The organism is Bowmanella denitrificans, assembly GCF_002887595.1.
Classification (GTDB): Bacteria; Pseudomonadota; Gammaproteobacteria; order Enterobacterales; family Alteromonadaceae; genus Bowmanella; species Bowmanella denitrificans.
Map to the genome: position 1 here is coordinate 315,118 of NZ_PEBU01000001.1, position 22,397 is coordinate 337,514.

The 22,397-nt window shown below is 51.1% G+C and carries 21 protein-coding genes and 1 tRNA gene; 12 read left to right on the top strand and 10 right to left on the bottom strand.

All coding sequences use genetic code 11. From position 1 onward, the window contains the following. Positions 1-5: 5 nt before the first annotated feature. The 5 genes from nadS to mutY form a co-directional block, all read right to left on the bottom strand. Positions 6-290, bottom strand: a complete 285-nt coding sequence (gene nadS / locus CSR04_RS01500) for a NadS family protein (protein WP_102794459.1) — start codon at positions 288-290, stop codon at positions 6-8. Next, a complete protein-coding gene (locus CSR04_RS01505; protein ID WP_425427662.1) occupies positions 287-625 on the bottom strand; it encodes a type II toxin-antitoxin system RelE/ParE family toxin in 339 nt (112 codons plus the stop codon). The genes nadS and CSR04_RS01505 overlap by 4 nt, the downstream gene beginning before the upstream one ends. Positions 626-935: 310 nt before the next feature. After that, positions 936-1,011 (bottom strand) — tRNA-Phe (locus CSR04_RS01510). 161 nt (positions 1,012-1,172) lie between these two features. Beyond that, the gene (locus CSR04_RS01515) at positions 1,173-1,448 is read right to left on the bottom strand and encodes an oxidative damage protection protein (RefSeq protein ID WP_102794460.1); all 276 of its coding nucleotides are present in this window, start codon (positions 1,446-1,448) and stop codon (positions 1,173-1,175) included. 24 nt (positions 1,449-1,472) lie between these two features. Further along, the gene (gene mutY / locus CSR04_RS01520) at positions 1,473-2,543 is read right to left on the bottom strand and encodes an A/G-specific adenine glycosylase (protein ID WP_102794850.1); all 1,071 of its coding nucleotides are present in this window, start codon (positions 2,541-2,543) and stop codon (positions 1,473-1,475) included. Between the two features lie 74 nt (positions 2,544-2,617). Between mutY and CSR04_RS01525 the strand changes: the two genes are divergently transcribed. From CSR04_RS01525 to CSR04_RS01555, 7 genes are all read left to right on the top strand, one after another. Continuing rightward, positions 2,618-3,313, top strand: coding sequence for an alpha/beta fold hydrolase (locus tag CSR04_RS01525; protein ID WP_102794461.1), 696 nt, complete (start codon positions 2,618-2,620; stop codon positions 3,311-3,313). Between the two features lie 99 nt (positions 3,314-3,412). After that, positions 3,413-4,129 (top strand): tRNA (guanosine(46)-N7)-methyltransferase TrmB, encoded by a 717-nt coding sequence (gene trmB, locus CSR04_RS01530; RefSeq protein WP_102794462.1) that lies wholly within the window; start codon positions 3,413-3,415, stop codon positions 4,127-4,129. Beyond that, on the top strand, positions 4,129-5,148 hold the full coding sequence (locus CSR04_RS01535) for a methyltransferase (RefSeq protein ID WP_102794463.1): 1,020 nt from the start codon (positions 4,129-4,131) through the stop codon (positions 5,146-5,148). The genes trmB and CSR04_RS01535 overlap by 1 nt, the downstream gene beginning before the upstream one ends. Positions 5,149-5,383: 235 nt before the next feature. Next, a complete protein-coding gene (locus tag CSR04_RS01540; protein ID WP_102794464.1) occupies positions 5,384-5,620 on the top strand; it encodes a hypothetical protein in 237 nt (78 codons plus the stop codon). A gap of 234 nt (positions 5,621-5,854) precedes the next feature. Further along, positions 5,855-7,081 (top strand): glucose-1-phosphate adenylyltransferase, encoded by a 1,227-nt coding sequence (gene glgC / locus CSR04_RS01545; protein WP_102794465.1) that lies wholly within the window; start codon positions 5,855-5,857, stop codon positions 7,079-7,081. Beyond that, a complete protein-coding gene (gene glgA, locus CSR04_RS01550; protein WP_102794466.1) occupies positions 7,078-8,517 on the top strand; it encodes a glycogen synthase GlgA in 1,440 nt (479 codons plus the stop codon). Before glgC ends, glgA begins: the two co-directional genes overlap by 4 nt. A gap of 4 nt (positions 8,518-8,521) precedes the next feature. Next, positions 8,522-8,830 (top strand): hypothetical protein, encoded by a 309-nt coding sequence (locus CSR04_RS01555; protein ID WP_102794467.1) that lies wholly within the window; start codon positions 8,522-8,524, stop codon positions 8,828-8,830. Here CSR04_RS01555 and CSR04_RS01560 read toward each other — a convergent pair. Further along, positions 8,816-9,262, bottom strand: coding sequence for a DUF3293 domain-containing protein (locus tag CSR04_RS01560; RefSeq protein WP_102794468.1), 447 nt, complete (start codon positions 9,260-9,262; stop codon positions 8,816-8,818). The two genes, CSR04_RS01555 and CSR04_RS01560, sit on opposite strands and share 15 nt — an antisense overlap. A gap of 110 nt (positions 9,263-9,372) precedes the next feature. Here CSR04_RS01560 and CSR04_RS01565 point away from each other — a divergent pair, with 110 nt between their 5' ends. The 3 genes from CSR04_RS01565 to arcA all read left to right on the top strand — a co-directional run bounded on the left by CSR04_RS01565 (position 9,373) and on the right by arcA (position 12,393). Beyond that, entirely contained in the window at positions 9,373-11,016 is a 1,644-nt protein-coding gene (locus CSR04_RS01565) for a sensor histidine kinase (protein ID WP_425427663.1), read from the top strand. Continuing rightward, positions 11,016-11,552, top strand: a complete 537-nt coding sequence (locus tag CSR04_RS01570) for a YfiR family protein (RefSeq protein ID WP_102794470.1) — start codon at positions 11,016-11,018, stop codon at positions 11,550-11,552. The genes CSR04_RS01565 and CSR04_RS01570 overlap by 1 nt, the downstream gene beginning before the upstream one ends. 133 nt (positions 11,553-11,685) lie before the next feature. After that, positions 11,686-12,393 (top strand): two-component system response regulator ArcA, encoded by a 708-nt coding sequence (gene arcA / locus CSR04_RS01575; protein ID WP_102794471.1) that lies wholly within the window; start codon positions 11,686-11,688, stop codon positions 12,391-12,393. Positions 12,394-12,478: 85 nt separating this feature from the next. Here the strand turns inward: arcA and pmbA are convergent, their stop codons facing one another. Beyond that, on the bottom strand, positions 12,479-13,810 hold the full coding sequence (gene pmbA / locus CSR04_RS01580; RefSeq protein ID WP_102794472.1) for a metalloprotease PmbA: 1,332 nt from the start codon (positions 13,808-13,810) through the stop codon (positions 12,479-12,481). Between the two features lie 68 nt (positions 13,811-13,878). Here pmbA and yjgA point away from each other — a divergent pair, with 68 nt between their 5' ends. Both yjgA and CSR04_RS01590 read left to right on the top strand, forming a co-directional pair. Continuing rightward, on the top strand, positions 13,879-14,382 hold the full coding sequence (gene yjgA, locus CSR04_RS01585) for a ribosome biogenesis factor YjgA (protein ID WP_102794473.1): 504 nt from the start codon (positions 13,879-13,881) through the stop codon (positions 14,380-14,382). 2 nt (positions 14,383-14,384) lie between these two features. After that, positions 14,385-16,166: an Ig-like domain-containing protein gene (locus CSR04_RS01590; protein WP_102794474.1), complete on the top strand. Its 1,782-nt coding sequence runs from the start codon at positions 14,385-14,387 to the stop codon at positions 16,164-16,166. 73 nt (positions 16,167-16,239) lie between these two features. Here the strand turns inward: CSR04_RS01590 and tldD are convergent, their stop codons facing one another. The 3 genes from tldD to CSR04_RS01605 are packed head-to-tail and all read right to left on the bottom strand — an operon-like array spanning position 16,240 to position 22,292. Further along, complete coding sequence (gene tldD, locus CSR04_RS01595) at positions 16,240-17,685, bottom strand: metalloprotease TldD (RefSeq protein ID WP_102794475.1); 1,446 nt, start codon at positions 17,683-17,685, stop codon at positions 16,240-16,242. Beyond that, positions 17,669-18,499 (bottom strand): carbon-nitrogen hydrolase family protein, encoded by an 831-nt coding sequence (locus tag CSR04_RS01600; protein ID WP_102794476.1) that lies wholly within the window; start codon positions 18,497-18,499, stop codon positions 17,669-17,671. The genes tldD and CSR04_RS01600 overlap by 17 nt, the downstream gene beginning before the upstream one ends. Beyond that, on the bottom strand, positions 18,492-22,292 hold the full coding sequence (locus CSR04_RS01605) for a YhdP family protein (protein WP_172449200.1): 3,801 nt from the start codon (positions 22,290-22,292) through the stop codon (positions 18,492-18,494). Before CSR04_RS01605 ends, CSR04_RS01600 begins: the two co-directional genes overlap by 8 nt. Between the last annotated feature and the right edge of the window lie 105 nt (positions 22,293-22,397).

The window sequence follows — 22,397 nt, forward strand, 5'->3', positions numbered from 1 at the left end:
TTTGCTTAGTGAGCGGCCAATTCCCGATAGATAGCCGGGTTGTCCTTGATGGTCGCCAGCACTTTGGCTGCCAGCCCGGTGGGATTGCGACGTCGTTGCTCCCAGCTCTTAATAGTATCCACACTTGTCCCAAGCACAGCGGCAAACTCTACTTGCGATACATTTAATTGGGCGCGAATCGCCTTAACATCGGCCACTTCGTAGTGAGTGACACGCGAAGGCTTCCTATACCCTATTTCGATCTCTACCGCTTCCTCAAGGGAGGCTTTCAGGTCATTAAAAATACTCATTTTTCCTCTCCTTTCAGTTTCTTGACCAGATTTCTTAACTCGGCTTTCTCGCCCTTGGATAAAGAATCTTTGACGCTTTTGGGATACGCCAGGATCAGATGAATTTTTTCGGCATGGACCAGGAAATAAATCACCCGCACACTACTGCTTTTTCCCTGGCCACCAACAGCCATTCTTATCTTGCGCAGTCCCCCGGAGCCCCTAATCAGGTCACCTTTTTCAGGCTGTGCAATAAGCTCTGCCTGGAGCGTTTTAAGTTCATCGTCCGTAGCTAACTCTTGAATCTGCTTGGTAAAGACTGAGGTTTCAACAAACTCTATTGCCCTACCCATCATGCAGCTCTCTTCCTAAGAGGGATAGTGTACACTGTACACCAATAAAGACATGAAGAATAATCATTGCAGCAAAAAAAGAGCTATATTTCTGGCGCAGCCATAAATAAAAAGCCCCGGTCTGTCGCGCTATTGGGGGTATTGCAAACGAGGCGGAATGCTCGCCCCATCCCTGGGACTCGGCCTAAAGGCCCGCCCTCCGGGCGTCCAAAAATGCTCCTGGCATTTTTGTCGAACCGCGGTGATTCTCATCCACCTTCTGGAGCGCATAAAACAAAAGGCCCCTTCTTTCGAAGAGGCCTTTTGTTTTATATGGTGCCCAGAGGCGGAATCGAACCACCGACACGGGGATTTTCAATCCCCTGCTCTACCGACTGAGCTATCTGGGCAATATTCGGTTGACTGACCGGCTTTGTGGCCGTGCCGTCGTGGGTGCGTATTAAACGGATTCCGCCGACTTAAGTCAACTCCTTTTTTGCAGATTTATTGCCATTTCAAGTCGAGTGCGCAGAAAACCAGCAAAGTGCGGTTTTTCCAGGCGAATGGCAGCTTATTCGCCTTTGGGTGGCACATATCCTTCAATTTCTACGTCCTGGCCCTCAAATAAAAAAGCCGCCATCTGCTGTTCCAGGAAGCTACGATGTTCGGCATTCATCATATTCAGCTTTTTCTCGTTGATCAGCATGGTTTGCTTCTTCTGCCATAAAGCCCAGGCTTCCTTGGAGATATTGTCAAATATGCGTTTACCTAAATCACCGGGATAAAGTTGGAAATCCAGGCCATCGGCGTCTTTTTTCAGGAACTGGCAATAAACCGTGCGACTCATACAATCCTCTTTCGCAATACAGCCTCAGGCTGCGCTGGTGTCAATTTGTCTCAGTGTACTAAAAAGCGTTTTGGTTGGCGCGGCCAATCCGATATTGGCTGGATGATCAAGCTGATACCACAACAACCCTTGTTCCTGCACGCCGCTTGCCTGAGGAGCGCTGTGCAATTCCAGCAAAACAGGGCGTATATCCAGATGAAAATGGCTGAAGGTATGGCGAAAACCCGCCAGTTCGGTTAGGGTAAAATCTTGCAGCCCTAATTCAATGGCGCGCCCGGCAATCTGGCTTTCCTGGCTAACCTCAAAGAACCCCCATAAACCTCCCCATAGCCCCGCTGGGGGACGTTTATACACCAACACCTGATTTTGCCACTTAGGCAGCAGCATAATAGTGTGGCGGGTCGGAATGGCTTTCCTGACTTTTTTACCGGGAAATTCGCTCTGGCGCCCCAACGCCTTGGCCTGGCAATCATCACCAATGGGGCAGGCATGACAATTGGGTTTAGTGCGGGTGCATAAGGTGGCGCCCATATCCATCATAGCCTGGGTGTAGTCCCCGGTTCTGCTGAGCGGGGTTAGCCGCTCAGCCAGTTGCCACATCTGAGTCTCAACTTTTTTCTCACCGGGCCAGCCTTCTATCGCGGCGAAACGCCCTAGTACCCGCTTTACGTTGCCATCTAAAATAGCGTGGCTTTGCCCGCACGCCAAAGAGAGTATGGCACCGGCCGTGGAGCGGCCAATACCCGGCAGTGCCATAACCTGGTGCAAATCCTTTGGAAACTGCCCTTTGTGATTATCCCGAATCTGCTGCGCGGCTTTTTGCAGGTTTCTGGCCCGGGCATAATAGCCAAGCCCGGTCCAGTGATGCAGCACTTCATCCTGAGGTGCATTGGCCAGGCTCAGCACATCGGGAAAACGCGCCATAAAGCGCTGATAAAAGGGGATAACAGTACTGACCTGGGTTTGCTGCAGCATGATTTCCGACACCCAGACAGAATAGGGAGTTTTATGCTGTTGCCAGGGCAGGTCTTTGCGTCCATGTTGATCAAACCAGGCAAGAATTCTGTCGGCAAAGGCGGCTTGGGTATGTAACAAAAGGCAATCCTGAATACTGCTGAACTCATTCAAGCTGCTATGATAGCAAGCAAATACACCAACACCGCAATTACATGAGCCATTCTTTGCCCGTTGTATTTTTTCCAGGCACTCAGTGTGACGAGCGCTTGTGGTTGCCGGTCTGGCGCGAAATGACAATAGCGGATCGCCGCTACATACCGCTGCAATGGGCCGAAACCCTGGAGCAAATGGATGGTTTAACCGAGCATGCCGTGGCTGGTGATAAGGTACATCTGGTGGCGTTTTCCATGGGTGGCTATATTGCCTGCCGCTTTGCCCTGGCGAATCCTGACCAAGTGGCGTCCCTGACCCTGATTGGTTTTTGTTCGGCTGGTCTGAACCAACAGGAACTGCAGCAACGTCAGTTGATTATCCGCGCGCTGGATAAGGGGCAGTTTCGTCCTATGTCGGCCCAGCGTCTGGCCATGATGGTTAACCCACACAGCCCGAACCACCAATTTGCACAGCAGGTAGTGCGAGAGATGGAGCAGGATTTGGGTGGCTCGGTACTTAAGTATCACCTTATCGCAGCTTCTTCCCGTCCGGATTTAACGGAAGATTTGGCGCAAGCGGCATTCCCTGTACATATAATTGCCTCAGAGTGCGATGAGGTTGCAGCGCTTGGCGCTATGCAGACTATGCATCAGGCCATAAAACATAGCAGCATGCAGGTTTTCAGCGGCGCTGGTCATATGCTGCCGCTGGAACAGCCAAAGGCCCTGTCCCTGCACTTGCAGAGCCGCATCTAAAAACACCGTCATACATGGATATCCTTTAACCAACAAGGCATAATACGCGCCCTTTTTTTCGCCGAGACGGCATGTGTTTTGACAACAGAGATAAACAGTATGAGTGAACAGCAAAATCCACAACCCGAAAAAGAAGGGGTTTATCTTCGTAAGATTCGCAGCTTTGTCAAACGCGAGGGGCGACTGACTAAAGGTCAGGCCCGCGCCATCGAGACCAACTGGCCGGCCATGGGCTTATCGGTGGATACTGGCATGCTGGATTTTAACCAGGTATTTGGCCGCCAGGCCCCCGTGGTGCTGGAGATCGGTTTTGGCATGGGTAAATCACTGGTCGCCATGGCAGCGGCCGAGCCGGATAAAGATTTTATTGGTATTGAAGTACACCGCCCGGGCATAGGTGCTTGTCTGGCCGATGCAGAAGCTGCAGGCCTGACCAATCTTCGCCTGTTCGAACATGACGCAGTGGAAGTCCTGGCACAGTGTATTCCGGACGCAAGCCTGGCCAGAATGCAGTTATATTTTCCTGACCCCTGGCATAAGGCGCGCCATCATAAGCGCCGCATAGTACAAGCCGAGTTTGCTCAGAAAGTGCGCCAGAAGCTGGCCATTGGCGGTGTCTGGCATATGGCCACAGACTGGCAGAATTATGCCGAACATATGCTAGAGGTCATGAGCCAGGCCGAAGGCTATCAAAACCAATCCAGCAGCGGCGACTATGTGCCCAGACCGGACTTTCGTCCCCTGACTAAATTTGAACAGCGTGGCCACAGGTTGGGTCATGGTGTTTGGGATTTAATGTTTGAGAGGATTGCCTGATGTTGAGTGCGCCCAGCCAGGTACTGGTCAGAAACGCCGAACAATTTGCCACTGGCCGCTGGCTGCTGGTCAATCCCCAGGATGCTCAGGTATTTCGCGAACTGGGTAATAAACAGCTATTCGGCTATCACCAGTATTTTGATATCTACCAACATGCCTGCCAGATAAGCCAATCGGAACATCATTATTTCGGTGCTGAGCACCCTTGCGAACAGAAGTTCGATGGCATTGTGATCTACATGCCCAAGGCCAAAGAACAAGCGCAAATGCTGATTGCCAATCTGGTGCACTGTCTGCTGCCGGGCGGTCAGTTATTGTTAGTGGGCGACAATAAAGGTGGGGTAAAAGCGGCACCTAAGTTAATGGCAGCCTATGCTGAGCATTGTAATAAGCTGGATTCTGCCCGCCATTGTGCTTTGTATGGTGCAATTCCAGACAAACCCGCCAAAGCCTTTACCCTAAGCCAATGGCTGAAGAAAACCAGTCTGTCGGTGGCTAATCAGCAACTCACCATCAGTTTCCTGCCGGGGGTTTTCAGCCAGGGCGAGCTGGATCCAGCCACCCGTTTGTTACTGGAACAGATTGACCATGTACCAACGGGCCAGGTGCTAGATTTCGGCTGCGGCGCAGGGGTGATTGGCTGCTATCTGGGTAAGCTAAACCCGCAAGCCAAAGTCCTGATGTCCGACGTCAGTGCCCTGGCACTGTATTGTGCCGAGCACAGCGCCAAAGACAATGGTATCAATGCGCAAGTGGTTGCCAGTCATGGTCTGGCAGCTATCCAGGGGCCATTTGCCGCAGTGTATACCAACCCACCTTTTCATACCGGTTTACAAACCGATTACCAGGTTAGTGAAGACTTTATCCGCCGTATTCCGGCAATGATGTCAGCAAAAGCCCCGCTATACCTGGTGGCAAACAGCTTCCTTAAATATCCACCACTGCTGGAGCAAAGTCTGGGCAAGGTGGAATGGCTGGCCGACACTCCAAAATTCCGTGTTTATCGCTGTATCAAGTAAGTTGCTGGTCGCACCAATCGGGTGCGACCACGCCCCAGCCCGGCTCATATGACGCAATTCACCAGATTTTCATCCCCGGTTAATCAAATTGTCATGCCCTCGTTCTAAGCTGCATGGCCTTGATTGCCGGGCAATTTAGCGTTTTCAGCCACATTTCTGACTGCTTTGGCATTGAATTTGATTGCAATGACAGTGGCAAGACGCAGGTCCTGTCCTTATCTTGGAGGAAATCCATATGTCAGATGCACTTCTTGTCCCTATTCGGTTTGGCCAGAATGCCACCGCGGTGGCCATTGAACAGAACATCTGCGAGCTGGAAGTGAGAGTAAGCCTTTGCAATGAGCTTATCCGCGAGGAGCCGGAGTTCAGATATTTTCACGAATTGGAGCGCGATGCGCTGTTGCAACAAATTCACGAGCAACAACACCAGTTAGCCAGACTGCGACCGCTTCGATTTAGAAAATCCGCCTGATTTAATTCTGTTTCCAGGCAAGCATGGCTCATGGACGGAGCCCTCTCCTGTGGCAAGGCATACTTGATTGCCAAACCAGATATTCCTTGATCGGGATCAGCAACCCAGTCCGATGCCGCTTCGTGCTTTGTCTATACTGCATTTTGTCCCCTATTGACTCCGCGCAGACGGGCTGGTCATCAGGTGGACAGCGCATGCACAAGCACCACAATTCCTTCAGTCTCAGGAGACAAAATGGCTCGAACTCTTGCAATGATCCTTGCTGGCGGTGCCGGCACCCGCTTATTCCCGCTGACTCAGACCCGCACCAAACCGGCCGTCCCTTTCGCCGGTGGCTTACGCCTGGTGGACTTAGTTCTGAATAATTTCGTGAATTCCGACCTGCTGAAAATTTATTTGCTGACCCAGTTCAAATCACAATCACTGAATATCCACCTGCGGCAGGCCTGGTATCTTTCAGGCTTAACCGGCAATTTTATTGACGCCATTCCTGCGCAGATGCGCATGGGTAAACGTTGGTATGAAGGCACTGCCGACGCTATCTACCAGAATATTCGACTGATAGAACAGCATGATCCAGACAACGTATGCATCTTCGGCAGCGACCATATCTACAAGATGGATGTGCGCCAGATGGTGCGTTACCACGAGAAAAGCGGCGCTGCCCTGACCGTTTGTGCTACCCGTGTGCCCATCGAGGAAGCGCACCGCTTTGGGGTAATCGAAGTGGATGAAAACTTCCGTATGACCGGCTTTGAGGAAAAACCCACTCACCCCAAGCCCCTGCCCGGCAACCCGGCCATGGCACTGGTCTCTATGGGCAACTATGTGTTTGACGCCAAAGTACTTTATAAATCTCTGTACGCCGATGCAGAAAATAAGCTTTCTAACCATGATTTTGGCCATGACATTATTCCCAAGCTGTATAAAGACAAGCAAGTACAGGTTTACGACTTTACTCAGAACAAAATTCAGGGTGAAACCAATACCCATTACTGGCGGGATGTAGGCACTTTATATTCGTTCTGGGAAGCCCATATGGATCTGCTGGAATGTGAACCACAATTTGAACTCAATAACGAAAAATGGCCATTGCGCAGCTACCACCCGCCGGTACCGTCCGCGCGTATTCTGGCCGATGAGAAAGGCAATCACTCCACCATACTCAATTCGCTGATCTCTTCCGGGTGTAAAATTGTCGGTTCCAGGGTGGAGCGCTCAGTATTAGGTTTTAATGTGCACCTGGGGGCTGGTTCAAGGTTGCAGGAATGCGTTATCCTCGGCAGAGCGCATATAGGTGCCGGCAGCTACCTGAATCGGGTGATCACCGACAAAGGAGTGAGTATTGCGCCCGGCACCGAGATAGGTGTTAATCCAGAGCAGGACAAGGCCCGCGGCCTGACCGTGACCGAAGAAGGATTGACCGTGATCGCCAAAGGCATGAGGGTTGGATTTGAATGAAAATACTTTTTGTCGTTTCTGAAGTAGAAGACCTGGCTAAAACCGGTGGCCTGGCAGATGTTGCCAAGTCCCTGCCCATTGCCCTGAAGGCGCTTGGTCACGATGTACGCATTGTGAAGCCTTACTACAAGCAGCTTGCCGAGAAATTCAAACTTGGCAATGTTGCCGACGAACAGCTTCTGCGCGCAGGCGACAAAGAGTACCGTTTTAATATCAAGCGACTGGAACTGGAAACCGTTCCGGTGTATTGCGTGGATTATCCTGACTACTTCCACCGCGCGGGTCTCTATTCCGATGGCTATGAAGCTTTTGGCGACAATGCCGAGCGGTTTGCCTTTTTTTCAATGGCGGCATTGCGTACAGCACAGGCCATGGATTTTCAGCCCGATGTAGTACATTGCAACGACTGGCATACGTCGCTTTGCCCGTATTTTATCAAGCGTGACGATAGCGGCTTTTTTGCCCGCTGCCGCACCCTGCTGACTATTCACAATGGCGCCTATCAGGGCGTACACAGGTTTGCAGATATCAGTTTCTTGCGTCCTCATGCGGAACTGGCGGCACAAATCGACAGTCAGGGTAATCTGAATTTTCTGAAAATGGGTATTCAGTATGCCGACAAGATAAATGCGGTCAGCCCCAACTATGCCAGGGAGCTGCTCACACCACTGGGGTCCCACAGTCTCTATCACGATTTTCAACATCGGGCCAATGATGTCAGTGGTATTCTGAACGGCTGCGACTACCAGCAGTGGGATCCTGGTTCAGACAAATTTTTACCCGCGCACTACACGGGTGAGGCGCTGCAGGGCAAAGCCCTGTGTAAACAAACCCTGCAGCAGGAAGCCGGATTGCCGGAGAAGGCCAATGTGCCGCTGATTGGCATGCTATGCCGCCTGACGGAACAAAAAGGCTTTGGTTATTTACTACCCGTGCTAAACCAGTTATTGCAACATAATGTGCAGATTCTGGTTATAGGCACAGGGGATCCTGTGATCAGCGACGTATTACAGTTCAATGCCGCACAATTTCCCGACAAGCTGGTGTTTCGCAACGACTTCAGTACCCGTATGGCACACTTGCTGGAAGCTGGCAGCGACTTTTTCCTGATGCCGTCGTTGTTTGAACCCTGCGGATTGAATCAGATGTACAGTCTGGCCTATGGCACTATCCCCATTGTTCGTGCCGTAGGGGGATTGCGAGATACGGTATTGGACCTGCAAATGCTGCCGGAGCAAGCCACCGGTTTTATGTTTGAAGCACCGGACAGTTCAGCACTGTTAAACTGTGTACGTCGGGCCATGCTGTTTTACCATGAATACCCTGACCGTTTCGTACAAATGCAGAAACGTGCAATGCGGCAAAAATTCACCTGGTATGACGCGGCACTGAATTATCAGGCCCTGTATCAGCATTGTCTGCCGATGGATAGCTGATCCAGTGGCTGTCACAAGAACCGCTCTGCTGTTGATTTGTGCGTTCAGCGTGCAGGCAGTGCCTGAGCAATGCCTGCAGGACCCTGCCCGCACTCAGCCCTGTCCGCATCTGATTTACAAACAGGCGCAATTAACAGACAAACAGGGCAACAACACCAAGCAGTTAGTCTGTGTTTGCCTGAGCGACTTTACTGACTTACAGACACAACCAAGCAGCGAAGCTGAGCGGGTCAGGCAGAGAATGCGCCTGAAAAGCCTGGCCGCCCAGTTAAATATGGACGAACAGACTTTACTCGAGCTAATTCGTTACTAGGGGCTGCTCGCAGCCCCTGCACCTTGCCCTGAAGTTTCCCAGGGCAACAGCATTGTACCCCTCCAGCATTGCCGGTAGCAGCCACACCTGCTCACCATCCAGCCAATAAAGTGCGTTTTGCTTAAAGTGCCTGGCCAGTTCCAGGCCTTGTAACTTATTGCAGGCAATCAGATAACTGGGCTCCTGATGCTTAAGATCTGCGCCTGCACCAATTAACTCACTGCAACGAAAGCCCTGACGGTTCAGACGACCAGCCAATTGCCCCTGTAACAGGGTGTTTTCGCTTTTTGACAGCACACTGCCGCCGGGGTTGCAGGCAGTGATAATGCACCTCTGCTCGGCCTCTACCGGCCGTTCAGATAAAACAAAAATCGTATTTTGGTACAGTTGCCATAGCCTGGATGTTGTTTGTTGTTGTTCGCTATTGCTCATCTTTTCCCTTCCGGTCTTGTAATTATTTTCATTTTTCAAAAGATTGTATCAATATGGTGATAAGCTTGATCAAGAAACGATAAAGATATTTCAGGGCTGAATCAGAGCACATGGCGCAACAAAAGAAAGTCCTATCGATAAAAAGCCTGTTCATCTGGGTAGTAATGTCCATCACTGCGGCGGCATTGCTTCTGGCATCCAGCATATCCCTCTATGTTCAAATCAGTAACTATAAAGAAGAAATGATCAACGAGGTGGAAACTTTTGCAGAGTTGATAAGTACCAATGCTGCCAGTGGCATTGTGTTTAATGACAATGTCACCGAAGAACAAAACTTGCAGGCACTCTCAGCCGCGGCATTTATCAACAACGTACATATCTACAAACTCAACCCGGCCAATGAACTGGAATTCTTTGCCAGTTACAATAAAACCGGACAGGCGCCGGTAAGAGCCATGTTTGGCAGAACAGAAGAGCTGGCCCTGCCTACCTTCAGCGCCGATGCACTGGAATATATGATGCCGGTTAACCTGGAAGGGGATCGGGTTGGTTTCACCTATATTCGCGCCTCGGTAGATGCTCTCAACAAACTGACGTTGAACACCGTGCTGATCACGTTTTCGGTCCTGATGCTGGCCTTGATCCTGAGCTTTTTGCTGACTCTGAGGTTGCAACGCTCAGTAACCCATCCCATTGAAGAGTTGGTTTATCTGGTTCAGCAGATTAGTCAGCAGAAGGATTATTCCAGCCGGGCCCGTTCATCCAGCCTTAAGGAGCTGGATATTCTGGGTAATGCCTTTAACGGCATGCTGGAAACCATACAGCAGCATATTCTTCGCCAGGAGCAGGCCGAGGAGGAATACCGTCGGCTTAACCTGAGCCTGGAGGAAAAGGTCAGCCAGCGCACCACTGCCCTTAAAGAAGCCAACAAAGAACTGATTCAAACTCTGGAGAAACTCCATCAGTTTCAACGTCAGATCGTCCAGAACGAAAAAATGGCCTCACTGGGTGATATGGTGGCAGGGGTTGCGCATGAGGTTAACACCCCAATCGGTTTGGGCGTCACCGCTTCCACCATGATGCTGGACCGATTGACCCAACTGCAGAGTGATTTTGAGAACAAAAATCTCAAGGCCAGTGCTCTGGCAAAATTCCTTAAGGAAGGCGAAGAAAATCTCAACATTATCTACCGCAACTTAAACCGTGCTGCAGAGCTAATATCCAGCTTCAAGCAAGTCGCTGTAGACCAAACCAGTGAAACGGCCAGAGTGTTTGCCTTCAAACAATTAATGGACGAAATTCTGCTGTCCATGCGCCCCAAACTGAAAAAGCTGCCTCACGAAATTGTCCTGCATTGCGACCCGGAGCTGACCATCGAAAGTAAAGCCGGGCCAATCAACCAAATCATGATCAATTTGATTATGAACTCCATTATTCATGGATTTGAATTTATGGAAAAAGGCCAGATTGATATCTGGGTAGAATTGCAGGGTGGCAACAAACTGTCACTGCGTTATGTGGACAATGGTAAAGGTATACCGGAGCATCTGTGTAAACGCATCTTTGATCCTTTTGTCACTACCAAGCGCGGTCAGGGTGGCAGTGGCCTGGGTATGCACCTGGTGTACAACCTGGTGACTCAGGCCCTGAATGGTTCCATTACGGTAACCAGCGAAGAAGGTCATGGTGTTGAATTTCAAATTCTGTTCCCGATCAGGAAGCTGGAACATTCAGATATTGCTAAGAGTTCATAATGCGACAGGGATTGCCGACACTTCACAAACTACTGCTGCTTTGTGCGCTATTGTTGCCAACGGCTGCATTTTCACAGGGCTTCAGTTCTGAACAACTGCGCGCCCCGTTCCTGCTGCACATAGCCAATTTTACGCAATTTGTTGATGAAGACAGCCAATTGCCGGTGAACTTTTGTTTTCTGGAAGATAAGAACTATGCCCATGCCAAGGTGTTTCAGAGTTCACCTAACCAACAAGTGAAACAAAGACCGATTAAACTGGTGGAGCTGGCTGAGGCCGCACAAATAGATGGGCAGGATTGTCAGGTACTGTTTGTCGGCCAAAGTATGGAGAGTGATGAACTCTTTGAACGCCTGGCAAAAGTGAACCAGCAAACAGTCTCTATTGGCGAGTCCATTAACTTTATCCAGCGTGGCGGCATGATGGCCATTGTCCCGCTACAATCCAAGATGAAGATTTTCTTCAATCAGGATGTGTATGAACAAACCAGCCTGAAGTTTAGCTCTGCCTTATTAAAGCGGGTGAACTTTCGCTGATGATGTGGGTCATACGGGCTCAACAACAGACAGAATAAGCCCAGCGCGCAATTCTGTTGGCCCAGACCACTTATGAGAATGACTATTATCTGGTAAACTTACAAAAATCTAACAAAGCGTGGAACTTTAAAAGATGCAAACCCCTAATATTCTCATTGTCGAAGACGAGGTTGTTACCAGAACAACCCTGAAAAGTCTGTTCGAAGCCGAAGGCTATCAGGTTTTTGAAGCTGAAAACGGCGAGGAAATGCACAACATTTTCGCTGAACATACCATCAATCTGGTAATTATGGATATCAATCTGCCTGGTAAAAATGGCCTGATTCTGGCTCGCGAAGTGCGGGATCGTAAAAATGTCGGTCTGATCTTCCTGACCGGCCGTGATAACGACGTAGATCGTATTCTGGGCCTGGAAATTGGTGCCGATGATTATCTGACCAAACCCTTCAATCCCAGAGAACTGACCATTCGCGCCAGAAACCTGCTGACTCGTACGCTGAACAGCAGTGAAGATGACGATCTGCCCAGCAAGGTGTCCTTTAACGGCTGGACATTGGACAGTGACAGCCGCAGTCTGATTTCACCTAAGAGCCAGGAATTCCGCCTGCCTCGCAGTGAATTCAGAGCCCTGCACCTGTTCTTGCGTCACCCAGGCAAAATCCTTACTCGCGAACAGCTGATTATGGAAATGACCGGTCGTGAGCTACGCCCCAACGACAGAACGGTGGACGTGACCATTCGCCGTATCCGTAAACATTTTGAGTCAGAGCCTAGCGCAGAAGAATTGATTGTGACTGTGCACGGTGAAGGCTATCGCTTCTGTGGCGCCGTTGACGCCTGATAAGTTATCAGATAGTAGCTGCCAGTTGTCAGTCTGAACCCTGTTCACTGACAACTGGCCACTTGCTCCAGGGCAGACAAGCTTATCAATCACCCGCCACTTGCATAGGGCTCAGTAACACAGAGCCGATTTGTACTGCACCACGTTTCTCGGTGTCGCTGCCAATCGCCTGAATGCCCATCAACATGTCTTTAAGATTGCCGGCAATGGTTACCTCATGAACCGGATACTGGATCTGGCCATTCTCTACCCAGAATCCTGCCGCACCGCGGGAATAATCACCATTGACAATATTCACTCCCTGGCCCATCAGCTCAGTGACCAGCAGGCCGCTGCCCATCTGCTGCAGTAATTCTTCAAAACCCTGGCCTGAGGACTGCACCAGCCAGTTATGAATGCCCCCGGCATGACCATTGCTCTGCATGCCCAGCTTGCGGGCAGAGTAACTGGTCAGCAAATAGTGCTGCAGTATGCCCTGTTCAACAATGTCCATATCCCGGGTTTGCACCCCTTCATGATCGAAGGACGAACTGGCCAGCCCTTTGAGCAACAGAGGACGCTCCTCAATACGCAGCCAGTCAGGCATCACCTGTTTGCCTAAATGATCCAGCAGGAAGGAAGATTTGCGGTATAGGCTGCCGCCACTGATAGCTGACACAAAGTGACCAAACAGACTGGAAGCAATTTCACGGTGGAATAACACCGGTACCTTAGCGGTCTTCATTTTGCGCCCGCCCAAGCGGGATACCGTGGCCTTGGCCGCTTCGATGCCTATCTGTTCGGGCGTGTCCAGGCAGTGGGCTTCGCGGCTCACGCTATAGGCATAGTCCCTTTGCATATCCCCGTCCTGCTCTGCAATCAGAACACAGCTGAGACTGTATCTGCTGCTTGGATAGCCCGCGTTAATACCATGGCTGTTGCCATACACCTTTACGCCAAGATTGGCATTGTAAGAAGCACCATCAGAGTTGTTAATGCGCGGATCGGCGGCAAAGGCGGCCTGTTCGGCGCGAATGGCCATGGCAATACCGGCTTCGGCATCTAACTCGATAGGGTGATAAAGATCTAAATCAGGGAAATCCCGCGCTATCAGCTCGGCGTCAGCTAGACCTGAACAAGGGTCTTCACTGGTATAGCGGGCAATCTCAATCGCCTTTTCAACCGTTAAGCGCAGGGCAGCCGGACTGAGATCTGCAGTAGACGCACTGCCCTTTTTGCTACCGACATAAACGCTGATCCCTAAACCACCGTCGTTAGTAAACTCCAGAGTTTCAACCTGCTGCATACGTGAGGAAACGGCAATGCCCTGTACTTTACTCATACTGGCTTCGGCCTGACTGGCCCCAAGCTTTTTGGCCAGAGTCAGGACATCATCGACAACCGACTGGATTTCAGCGAGACTTTGTTGTGCATTCATGGGAATTAGGTTTTCCAACGGGCTAAAGGTTACAATTGGATAGCTAGTTTATCATTAAAGACAACAAGATGACCGAATACGACGATCAGGAATTCGATTCCAAGAGTAAAACCCAGTTAAAAAATGAAATGCAGGACCTGCAAAAACTGGGGGAAAAGTTAGTTGGCCTTGGCCCGGCAGCGCTGGAAAAGATCCCCATGGATCAGGAATTAAGCGACGCCGTAAAGCTGGCAAAACGCATCGACAGAAAAAAGGAAGGTTATCGCCGTCAACTGCAGTTTATTGGCAAATTGATGCGTAATCGTGACGTCGAGCCAATCCAGCAAGCCATTGATTTGCTGGAAAACAAGCACCAGCAGGCGACCGCTCAGTTCCATAAGCTGGAAAGGTTGCGGGATGATATTGTGGCCAGGGGCGATGAGGCTATTGATCAGGTCATGGAACGCTATCCAACGCTTGAGCGGCAGAAACTGCGCCAGCTAAGCCGCCAGGCGCAAAAAGAGCAGCAACAAAACAAACCGCCCAAAGCGGCCCGGGAAATTTTTCAGTATCTGCGCGAGGCTACAGAATAAGTATGACAAATTGGCTGTTAAAGGGATGGTTAACTGTCTCGCTGGGATTGGCCCTGGCCGCTTGCAATGGCACCTCGGGCGATAACGGCAGTACCCCGTTTAACCCTGGCACGGATACCGATTTAAGTGACCTGAAGCTAGGCCATTTCGATGCAGCCAATAATTTTATTCAGGGTGAAATCGGTGTCAGTATGGCCGGGGAGCTATCTGCAGGTGGCACGCTGGGTTTGACTCTGGTGGTAGTAGGTGCCGACAACAAGGCGGTTAATCAGGCTTTGCAGATTGGCTTAAGCTCAGATTGTGCTCTGGCCGGCGCCGCCAGCCTGGCCAGTTCGGTATCCACGGTGGGCGGAATTGCCCGTACCGATTATCAGGACATCAGTTGTGCCGGAGCCCATGGCAGCACCGATACCATTACGGCCACATTGACCGACAATACCACCACATTGCAAGCCACAGTGTCTGTGGATATTGCCGCAGAAGAACTGGAGAAGCTGACCTTTGTTTCTGCCACACCAGATAAAATCCTGATCCAGGGTACGGGTGGGCAGAATAATGTCTCTACTTCAACTTTAACGTTTCAGGTCAGGGGCGTACTGGACAATCCGCTGGCACAGCAACAGGTTGACTTCAGCCTGAACACCTCGGCAGGTGGCGTAAAAGTAGAACCTTCCAGCGCGATGACCAATGGTGATGGCACGGTGAGCACCAGGGTGATAGCAGGTATTGCCCCTGCAGTGGTCAGGGTAACGGCCAGTACTCAGAGCGCTGCAGGGAAAAGCGTTTCCACCCAGTCCAATTTGCTGACCATCAATACTGGTCTTGCCGATCAGAACAGTTTTTCCATCGCAAAGACCGTACATAATGTCGAAGCCTCCGGTTATCAGGGTGCCACCTCGCAGGTGACAGTCAGACTATCGGACCTGTTCAATAACCCGGTGGCCGACGGCACGGCGGTGAACTTTGTCACCGAAGGTGGGCAGATAGAAGAGCGCTGCGTTACCCAAAATGGTGTCTGTTCGGTCACCTGGACAGGCCAGCATCCGATACCTACGGATCACAGAGTCACCATTCTGGCCTATACCGACGGCCATGAAACCTTGTGGGATGCAAACAGCAATAATTACTTTGACGATGAGGATGGCAGCGCAATTTCCTCAGTTAGCAACAATGGCTTTGGCAAAGACGATAACCAGAATGGTACCCTGACCGGCTTTGTGGATATGAGTGAAGCCTGGCTGGATGCCAACGAAAGCGGCGAGCGCGATGTTGGCGAGTGGTTTGACGATCACAACGGTAATGGCTTGTTTGATTTAGCCGACGGTAAATTTAACGGTCCGCACTGTCAGTCCGAGCAATATTGCGACAGCCAGGCGCAAAGCATCAGCCTGCGCGCGTCGGCCCTGCTGATTATGTCCAGTTCTGAAGCCGTGCTGACATTACAACAAGCCAATGGTTCGCAGATTGCGCCAAACACTAACCCTAATATTGCGGATATCAGCTTAGATGCCGGGGAAAGGCGGGAATTTATCGTGGGATTTCTCGATACTGCGGGGCAGGTGCTGGCCGATGGCACCAGCATCAATGTTACCAGTGAATCAGGGACTGTGGAAAATGGCACCTTTAGCGTGCCAAATACGCCCTTCACGAATGATGCCAGCCAACTCAGGTTTAGTTTAACCAATGATGGTGCACCTGGCCTTTACTGGCTGACTATTAGCGCCACAGCCCCGTCTTCAGCAACACAAACACAATTGCTATTCAGGGTAGAGATGCGCGGCTAGCCAACCTGCGTGTAGCTCAACGGAAGAGAATCAGTAGGGCAGGGGATCCTGCCCTGGATTTAGAAAGATGCCGTCAGGCTGTACCACCAACGGTGAGTTCGTCCACTTTTAAGGTCGGCTGGCCCACGCCAACAGGCACACTCTGACCGTCTTTGCCGCACACACCTACACCGCGATCCAGGCTCATATCGTTGCCAATCATCGATACTTTTTGCATGACCTGCGGGCCATTCCCAATCAGTGTGGCACCTTTGACCGGGGTGGTAATTTTACCGTTTTCAATCAGGTAGGCCTCGGACGTGGAAAACACAAACTTGCCAGAGGTGATATCTACCTGTCCGCCACCAAAGTTAGGCGCATAGATGCCTTTTTTGATGGTGCTGATAATTTCCTCTGCCTCATACTGGCCACCAAGCATATAGGTGTTGGTCATACGAGGCATCGGCAGGTGGGCATAAGATTCACGCCGGCCGTTGCCTGTCACGGGCACGCCCATCAAACGGGCATTCAGCTTATCCTGCATATAGCCCTTGAGTATGCCATCCTCAATCAATACGTTGTACTGGCTTGGGTTGCCTTCATCGTCAATACTCAGCGAACCACGCCGCTCTGCCAGCGTGCCGTCATCCACCACCGTAACGCCTTTGGCTGCCACCTGCTGACCAATACGACCACTAAAAGTAGATGATCCCTTACGATTGAAATCTCCTTCCAGGCCATGACCAACGGCCTCGTGCAACAATACGCCAGGCCAGCCACTGCCAAGCACCACGGGCATCAGTCCGGCAGGCGCATCCACTGCTTGCATATTGACCCTGGCCATATGCAGAGCTTCATCTGCAAGCTGCTGATAACGGGGCCCCCCCGCATCCAGTTCCAGAAATCTGGCATAAGCATAACGGCCGCCCATACCTGCGCTGCCGCGCTCCCGACGACCATTTTGCTCAATAAGAACTGAGCAATTCAGTCTTACCAATGGACGGATATCGCTGCTCAGGGTGCCATCTGTTGCGGCTACCAGTACTTCTTCATAAACACCGCTGATGCTGACCACCACCTGACTGATATTCGGCTCCTGAGCACGCACATAGGCGTCCATACTTTTCAGCAGATTGATCTTGTCCTGATCGGATAGGTCCAGAATAGGATTTCGCCCTTCATATAAGGCCTTATTCTGCCTGGCCGCACTAAACGCTTTTACCTGATGATTGCCGCCTTGCGCACTGATACTGCGGGCGGCCTGACAGGCCTGCAGTAACGCCTGTTTGGATATTTCGTCTGAGTAGGCAAAACCGGTTTTTTCACCACTGACGGCCCGCACACCCACACCACGCTCGATGTTGTAGCTGCCTTCTTTAATAATGCCGTCTTCCAATATCCAGCTCTCATGCTGGCTGGACTGGAAATACAGATCAGCAAAGTCATTGTCATGCTGGTAAATAAGACCAAGGGCCTGTTGCAGGTCGGTCTGGCTTAGCTCAGAGGCAGCCAGCAAGTTCTGCTCAACTATCGGATTCAATCAGTTCGCTCCTGAATTGGTTATGTTGTGCCACTGGCATAGTACGGCGAATTTCCTGCATCTGGGCAAAATCCACCTTGGTCTGCACTAATCCAGGCCCTTTGCTCAGGCTCATCAGCACTTCACCCCATGGGGATATGATGGTGGAATGACCGAAAGTCTCCCGACCATTGGCATGTACGCCACCCTGGCCCGCAGCCACCACGAAACACTGCTTTTCTATCGCCCGGGCTTTAAGCAATGGCCACCAGTGGGCCTGGCCTGTTACCTGGGTAAAAGCAGCGGGTAAGACCAGAATATCCACCTCACCCATGGCCTGGAACAAACCAGCAAAACGCAGATCATAGCACACCGCCATACCAATTCGGCCAAAGGCCGTGTCAAAAACCACCACCTGCGACCCGGGCTGGGTATATTTGGACTCCAGGTAAGTGCGGGTACCGTCAGCCACTTCCACATCAAATAAATGAATTTTCTGATAATGAGCCAATTGCTGTCCTTTGGGGCCAAACAACAAGCTGGAGGCTGTGAATTTTTCTTTGTCCGGTACCCGGATGGGTATGGTACCGGCTACCAGCCAAATGCCATGTTCGGCCGCCATGGCAGATAACGCACTCTGAACTGGCCCTTCCCCAAGGGCTTCTGCCAGTTCAAGCTGGGTTTTGTCGCTGCCACCAAAACAGGCAAAACACTCAGGCAGTACCACCAGGGATGGGCATGAGGTATCCAGCTCGCTGAGCTGTTTGCTGACCTGAGCCAGATTCTCGTTCGGCTTTGGTGATGACACCAGTTGTATGGCTGCCAGATTAACCATTAGAGGTCTCCTTAAGCGGCATCTGTGGTGGCAGTGGCTGTTCTTGTTTGGGCTGGGCTCTGGCGGGCAGTTGCACCTCGCGGCTGTCACGGCCCAGTTCCTGCAGTACCGGCTGATCAATAGTGCCGGTCAGGGAATACTCAATATTGGAAATCACTTTTGCCGAGGTCAGGACCTCGTCCAGTGCAAAGGCGGCCAGCGCGGTGGCTGGATTTACCATCCAGGCCAGAATCACTGGCAGACTGGAGGTGACCTTGGGTGTGAAACCAATCTTGTAATCCAAGTGTTTGTCGTTTAAATCTGTATAACCGGCCAGTACCATTTTACCCGCAGCACCATCAATACTGGTGTCCTGGGTATGCACCCGGCCATTCTCAAGCTGAAAAGTACCCGCCATTTTGTCGTAGAAGAAGCCCTTGGCGAACACATCGCGAAAGTCCAGCGTCAATTTACGCACCAGCGATTCCAGACTGAGAATGGAAAATAGTCTGGCACCTTTATCACTCACTTCACTTAAATAGCCGTCAGACAAGCTCCACTTAATATCGCCATTCAGGCTGGCAAAGTTGAATTCGTAAGGTGCATTTTGCCAGCTTAAGTCAAAGTCCATTCTGGCGCCGGAATCACGTACTCCAGCATCGAACTTAAAATGCTTGAGCATGGCACCGAAGTCTTTGCTCTCCATATTACCTGTCAGTCGGGTACTGGTATTGCTTTGGCCAATATACCAATCACCCATGGCACTCAATCGGCTTTCAGGCAATCTGACATCCAGTCGTTCTATTTTCATGCCTTGCTCAGCCCGGCTTAGTTTCAGGCTGAGTTGCCCCAGTTCATATTCGTTATAGCTACAGCGTTTGCATTCCAGCACTAAGGGTGGCACCTGACGTAGATCGCGATTAGCTGGCTTATCGCTGCCCTGCCAGGCTGGCAGGTCGAGGTAATCGGCTTGAATACTGATCCCCCGGCCTAACCAGTCATGACCAATCTCCAGCTCAGCCCGGCCTTCTTTGGCGCTCAGTGTCGCCAGCCAGGCCAGATCGGAATACTTGAAATTCACCTCAGCCTGGTTTAATACCAGGCCCAGCACATCAAGGTTACCGGCGTTAACAAAAATACGTTCAGGTACCGGAAACAGCCCGTTTTCACTGCTCTGGCCAGCCAGCAGCGCCTCGATAGTACTATGCCATTGCTCTACGTTTATCACGGGCAAATTGGCTGAAATACTGAACCCGTTGCCCATTCCCGCAAAACCACTTTCCCCCAATGCCAGATGGGCGCGGGAAAAGCGCATTTCCTGATGAGGCAGCAGGCCGTTAAATCGTACTTTATTACCCAGTTGCAGCCGCACATTAGACACCTGCTCATCACCGCTGACGTCCAGATGCAAAGGCATGGCCACGCCGGCCCCTTTGGCAAAGGGTTCCGGCAAACTGGATACGGCATCCAGCATGTCAGAACGCAGATTAAATTCGTATTGATACCCTTGTTCAGGCAGATTCAGACTTAAATCGGCCTGCCAGGGAGTAACACCCGCGACGAAGGGTTCGAGACTGGCATGCTGGGCAAGCAGAAACTGATGCCAGTTCCATTGCCCCGTCAACTGAATATCAGTTTGATAGCCATCCTGTCGCTGCGCGCCTTGCAAGGCCAGTGTGGTGGGTTGCCCTAGTAGCTCAACCTGCAGCCTATCGCTGCGGATTTTATCGTTAACAAAGGTCAGTTCACCCTGCGCCTTTTGCAGGTCCAGTGCCAGACTGTTGACACTGACCAGATTATCTTTGAACCCCACCTTACCGCGGGCGACAACGTCATGACCACTTAAGGGGATAGTCAGCTCTAGTTCGGCCTGCAGTGGACCACTGATTTGCACTTCCTGCAGCGCAGCGCCCACCGAATCTGCCAGTTCACTGTGCAGCATTAAGTCCGTCACGGCGGCCCCATCAGCCAGCTCCTGTAGGTTGATGGTCAGAATTGAATCTTCGGTTAGTTCAGGAATAACAGCGCTTACCTGCCCCACGTTGAGCTGGCGCAGTTTGCCTTTACTGCTGTTCATCCACAGGCCTTCATTTTCAAACAACAGTTGCATAGACAGGCCGGTCAAGGGCGGCCAGTCGCTGTCAAATAAAAACTCGCTGTCCTGCATATCAACGCTGGCCTGGAAGATACCGCTATTATCGGCAAAGGGGTAATTGGCGGGTTGACCACGCCACAACAGACTGGCTGCATTGATGGTGCCGGATACCAGTGATTTATCCAGATAAGCTTTGGTTTCTTTACCCATCAACTCACCTGGAAAAAGCCTTTTCGCGTCAGCGACTGTCAGACCAGCGACTTGCGTTACCAGCGCCAGATCATTATCGGCACTTTGATAATGCAAGGCCTGGCGGAAACTCACCACATCGGACTCAAAAGCCAGTTCAGGCATACTCAAGTCCAGCCCTTGCCCAGCAAGACTGAAATACAGATTCGCATTGAGCGCATCAAAACTTAGCTGATGGTCCAAAATGCTGTCCGTCAGCAATTTACCGTCATGACCGGCAACCTCTAATCGTCCATAACCATTACGCCAATCCAACCGCCCTTGCAGGCTGTTGATTCCGGGTAGATGGGCAGTGGGAGACAACTGAAGATTGTTAAATGCCAGCGTGGCGGCAACGCCTTGTTCATCCAGGCGCAGGGCCAGTTGGTTTAACTCCCCTTTAGGCGACATCTGTGCCAGCCAGGCGGCGTCCTGCTCGTTAATAAAGCCGGACAGTATGGGACGAAGTCTTTCCAATTGCAGATTAGAACTGCGCAGCAGATATTCGCCTTTGTCGCTAATATGACCGCTAAGGTCGACTATCAGGCTATCCTCTTCGTTACTTAACAGTTCGGCCTGCTGCAACGAAAAACGCCAGCCATTGCTATCCGGCTGGGCATATAAGTTGGCACTGGCCACTTTAAGATTTAAGGGCTGCTCACCTTTAAAGCTGATTTGGCTGTCATTCAGATTGGCCTGCAGGGAGATAGCCTGAGAATCACGGATCTCGGCCCACATGGAAAAATTCAGGCGGCTGCTTGCCAGTTCACGCTGACTGGGATTGATCTGCGCCAACCAGGGTGAGATATCCAGCTCTTTGGCATCGGCATGGAATGTGCCACTGAGGTTGTCGCGGCCACCGCGCAAATCCAGAATAAACCTGGCTGAGTTGCGGGTCAGCTCGGCGACCCGCATAAAACCAACGCCCTGGTGGCGTTGCTCTTTATTCAACCAGCTTAATTGCTGAATCTGAATATGCTGCCGTTCCTGATCATTGGCTAAAAACACATCGCTGTCGTTAACCGAAAAGCGCTGCAATTGTTCAAGAAACAGTGCCTGTAAGGCATCTACCACCGGATATTCAGCGTCGCCCGATTCCAATCTGGGAATGTCCAATGACAGTGTCAGACCGTCAAGATTAAAACGCTGAGACTGCAGAGAACCGCTCGTCACCGAGCCCCAGAAATCCAATTGAATTTGCGTTTCGCGGATGTTGAGTTGCAGAGGTGAATCAAGCTGATTATTCAGTGCCACATCACGCAGAACAATAGCCGGTCCGGTACCTTGCCAGGCAGCCGAGATACTGCCAATTTTCAGGTCTGTGCCATATTCCTGGTTAATGTAATCTTCCAGCCAGTGTTTTTTACTGTCCATGTGCGGCAGGCTGTAACGCAGCAGACTCAGCAATACGGCCAGAGTAACCAGCAGTATCGCACTTAAGGTCCACAGTTTACGGACGATGTAGGACAAATAAAAAACAGCTTTCTTCACAATAATTCAGTTATCTGTATGCAGCACTATGCTGCAAGCTCAGGGAAACACCACCGCAGCGCTTTGTAGCTCGTAGCTCGTAGCTCGTAGCTCGTAGCTAAGATG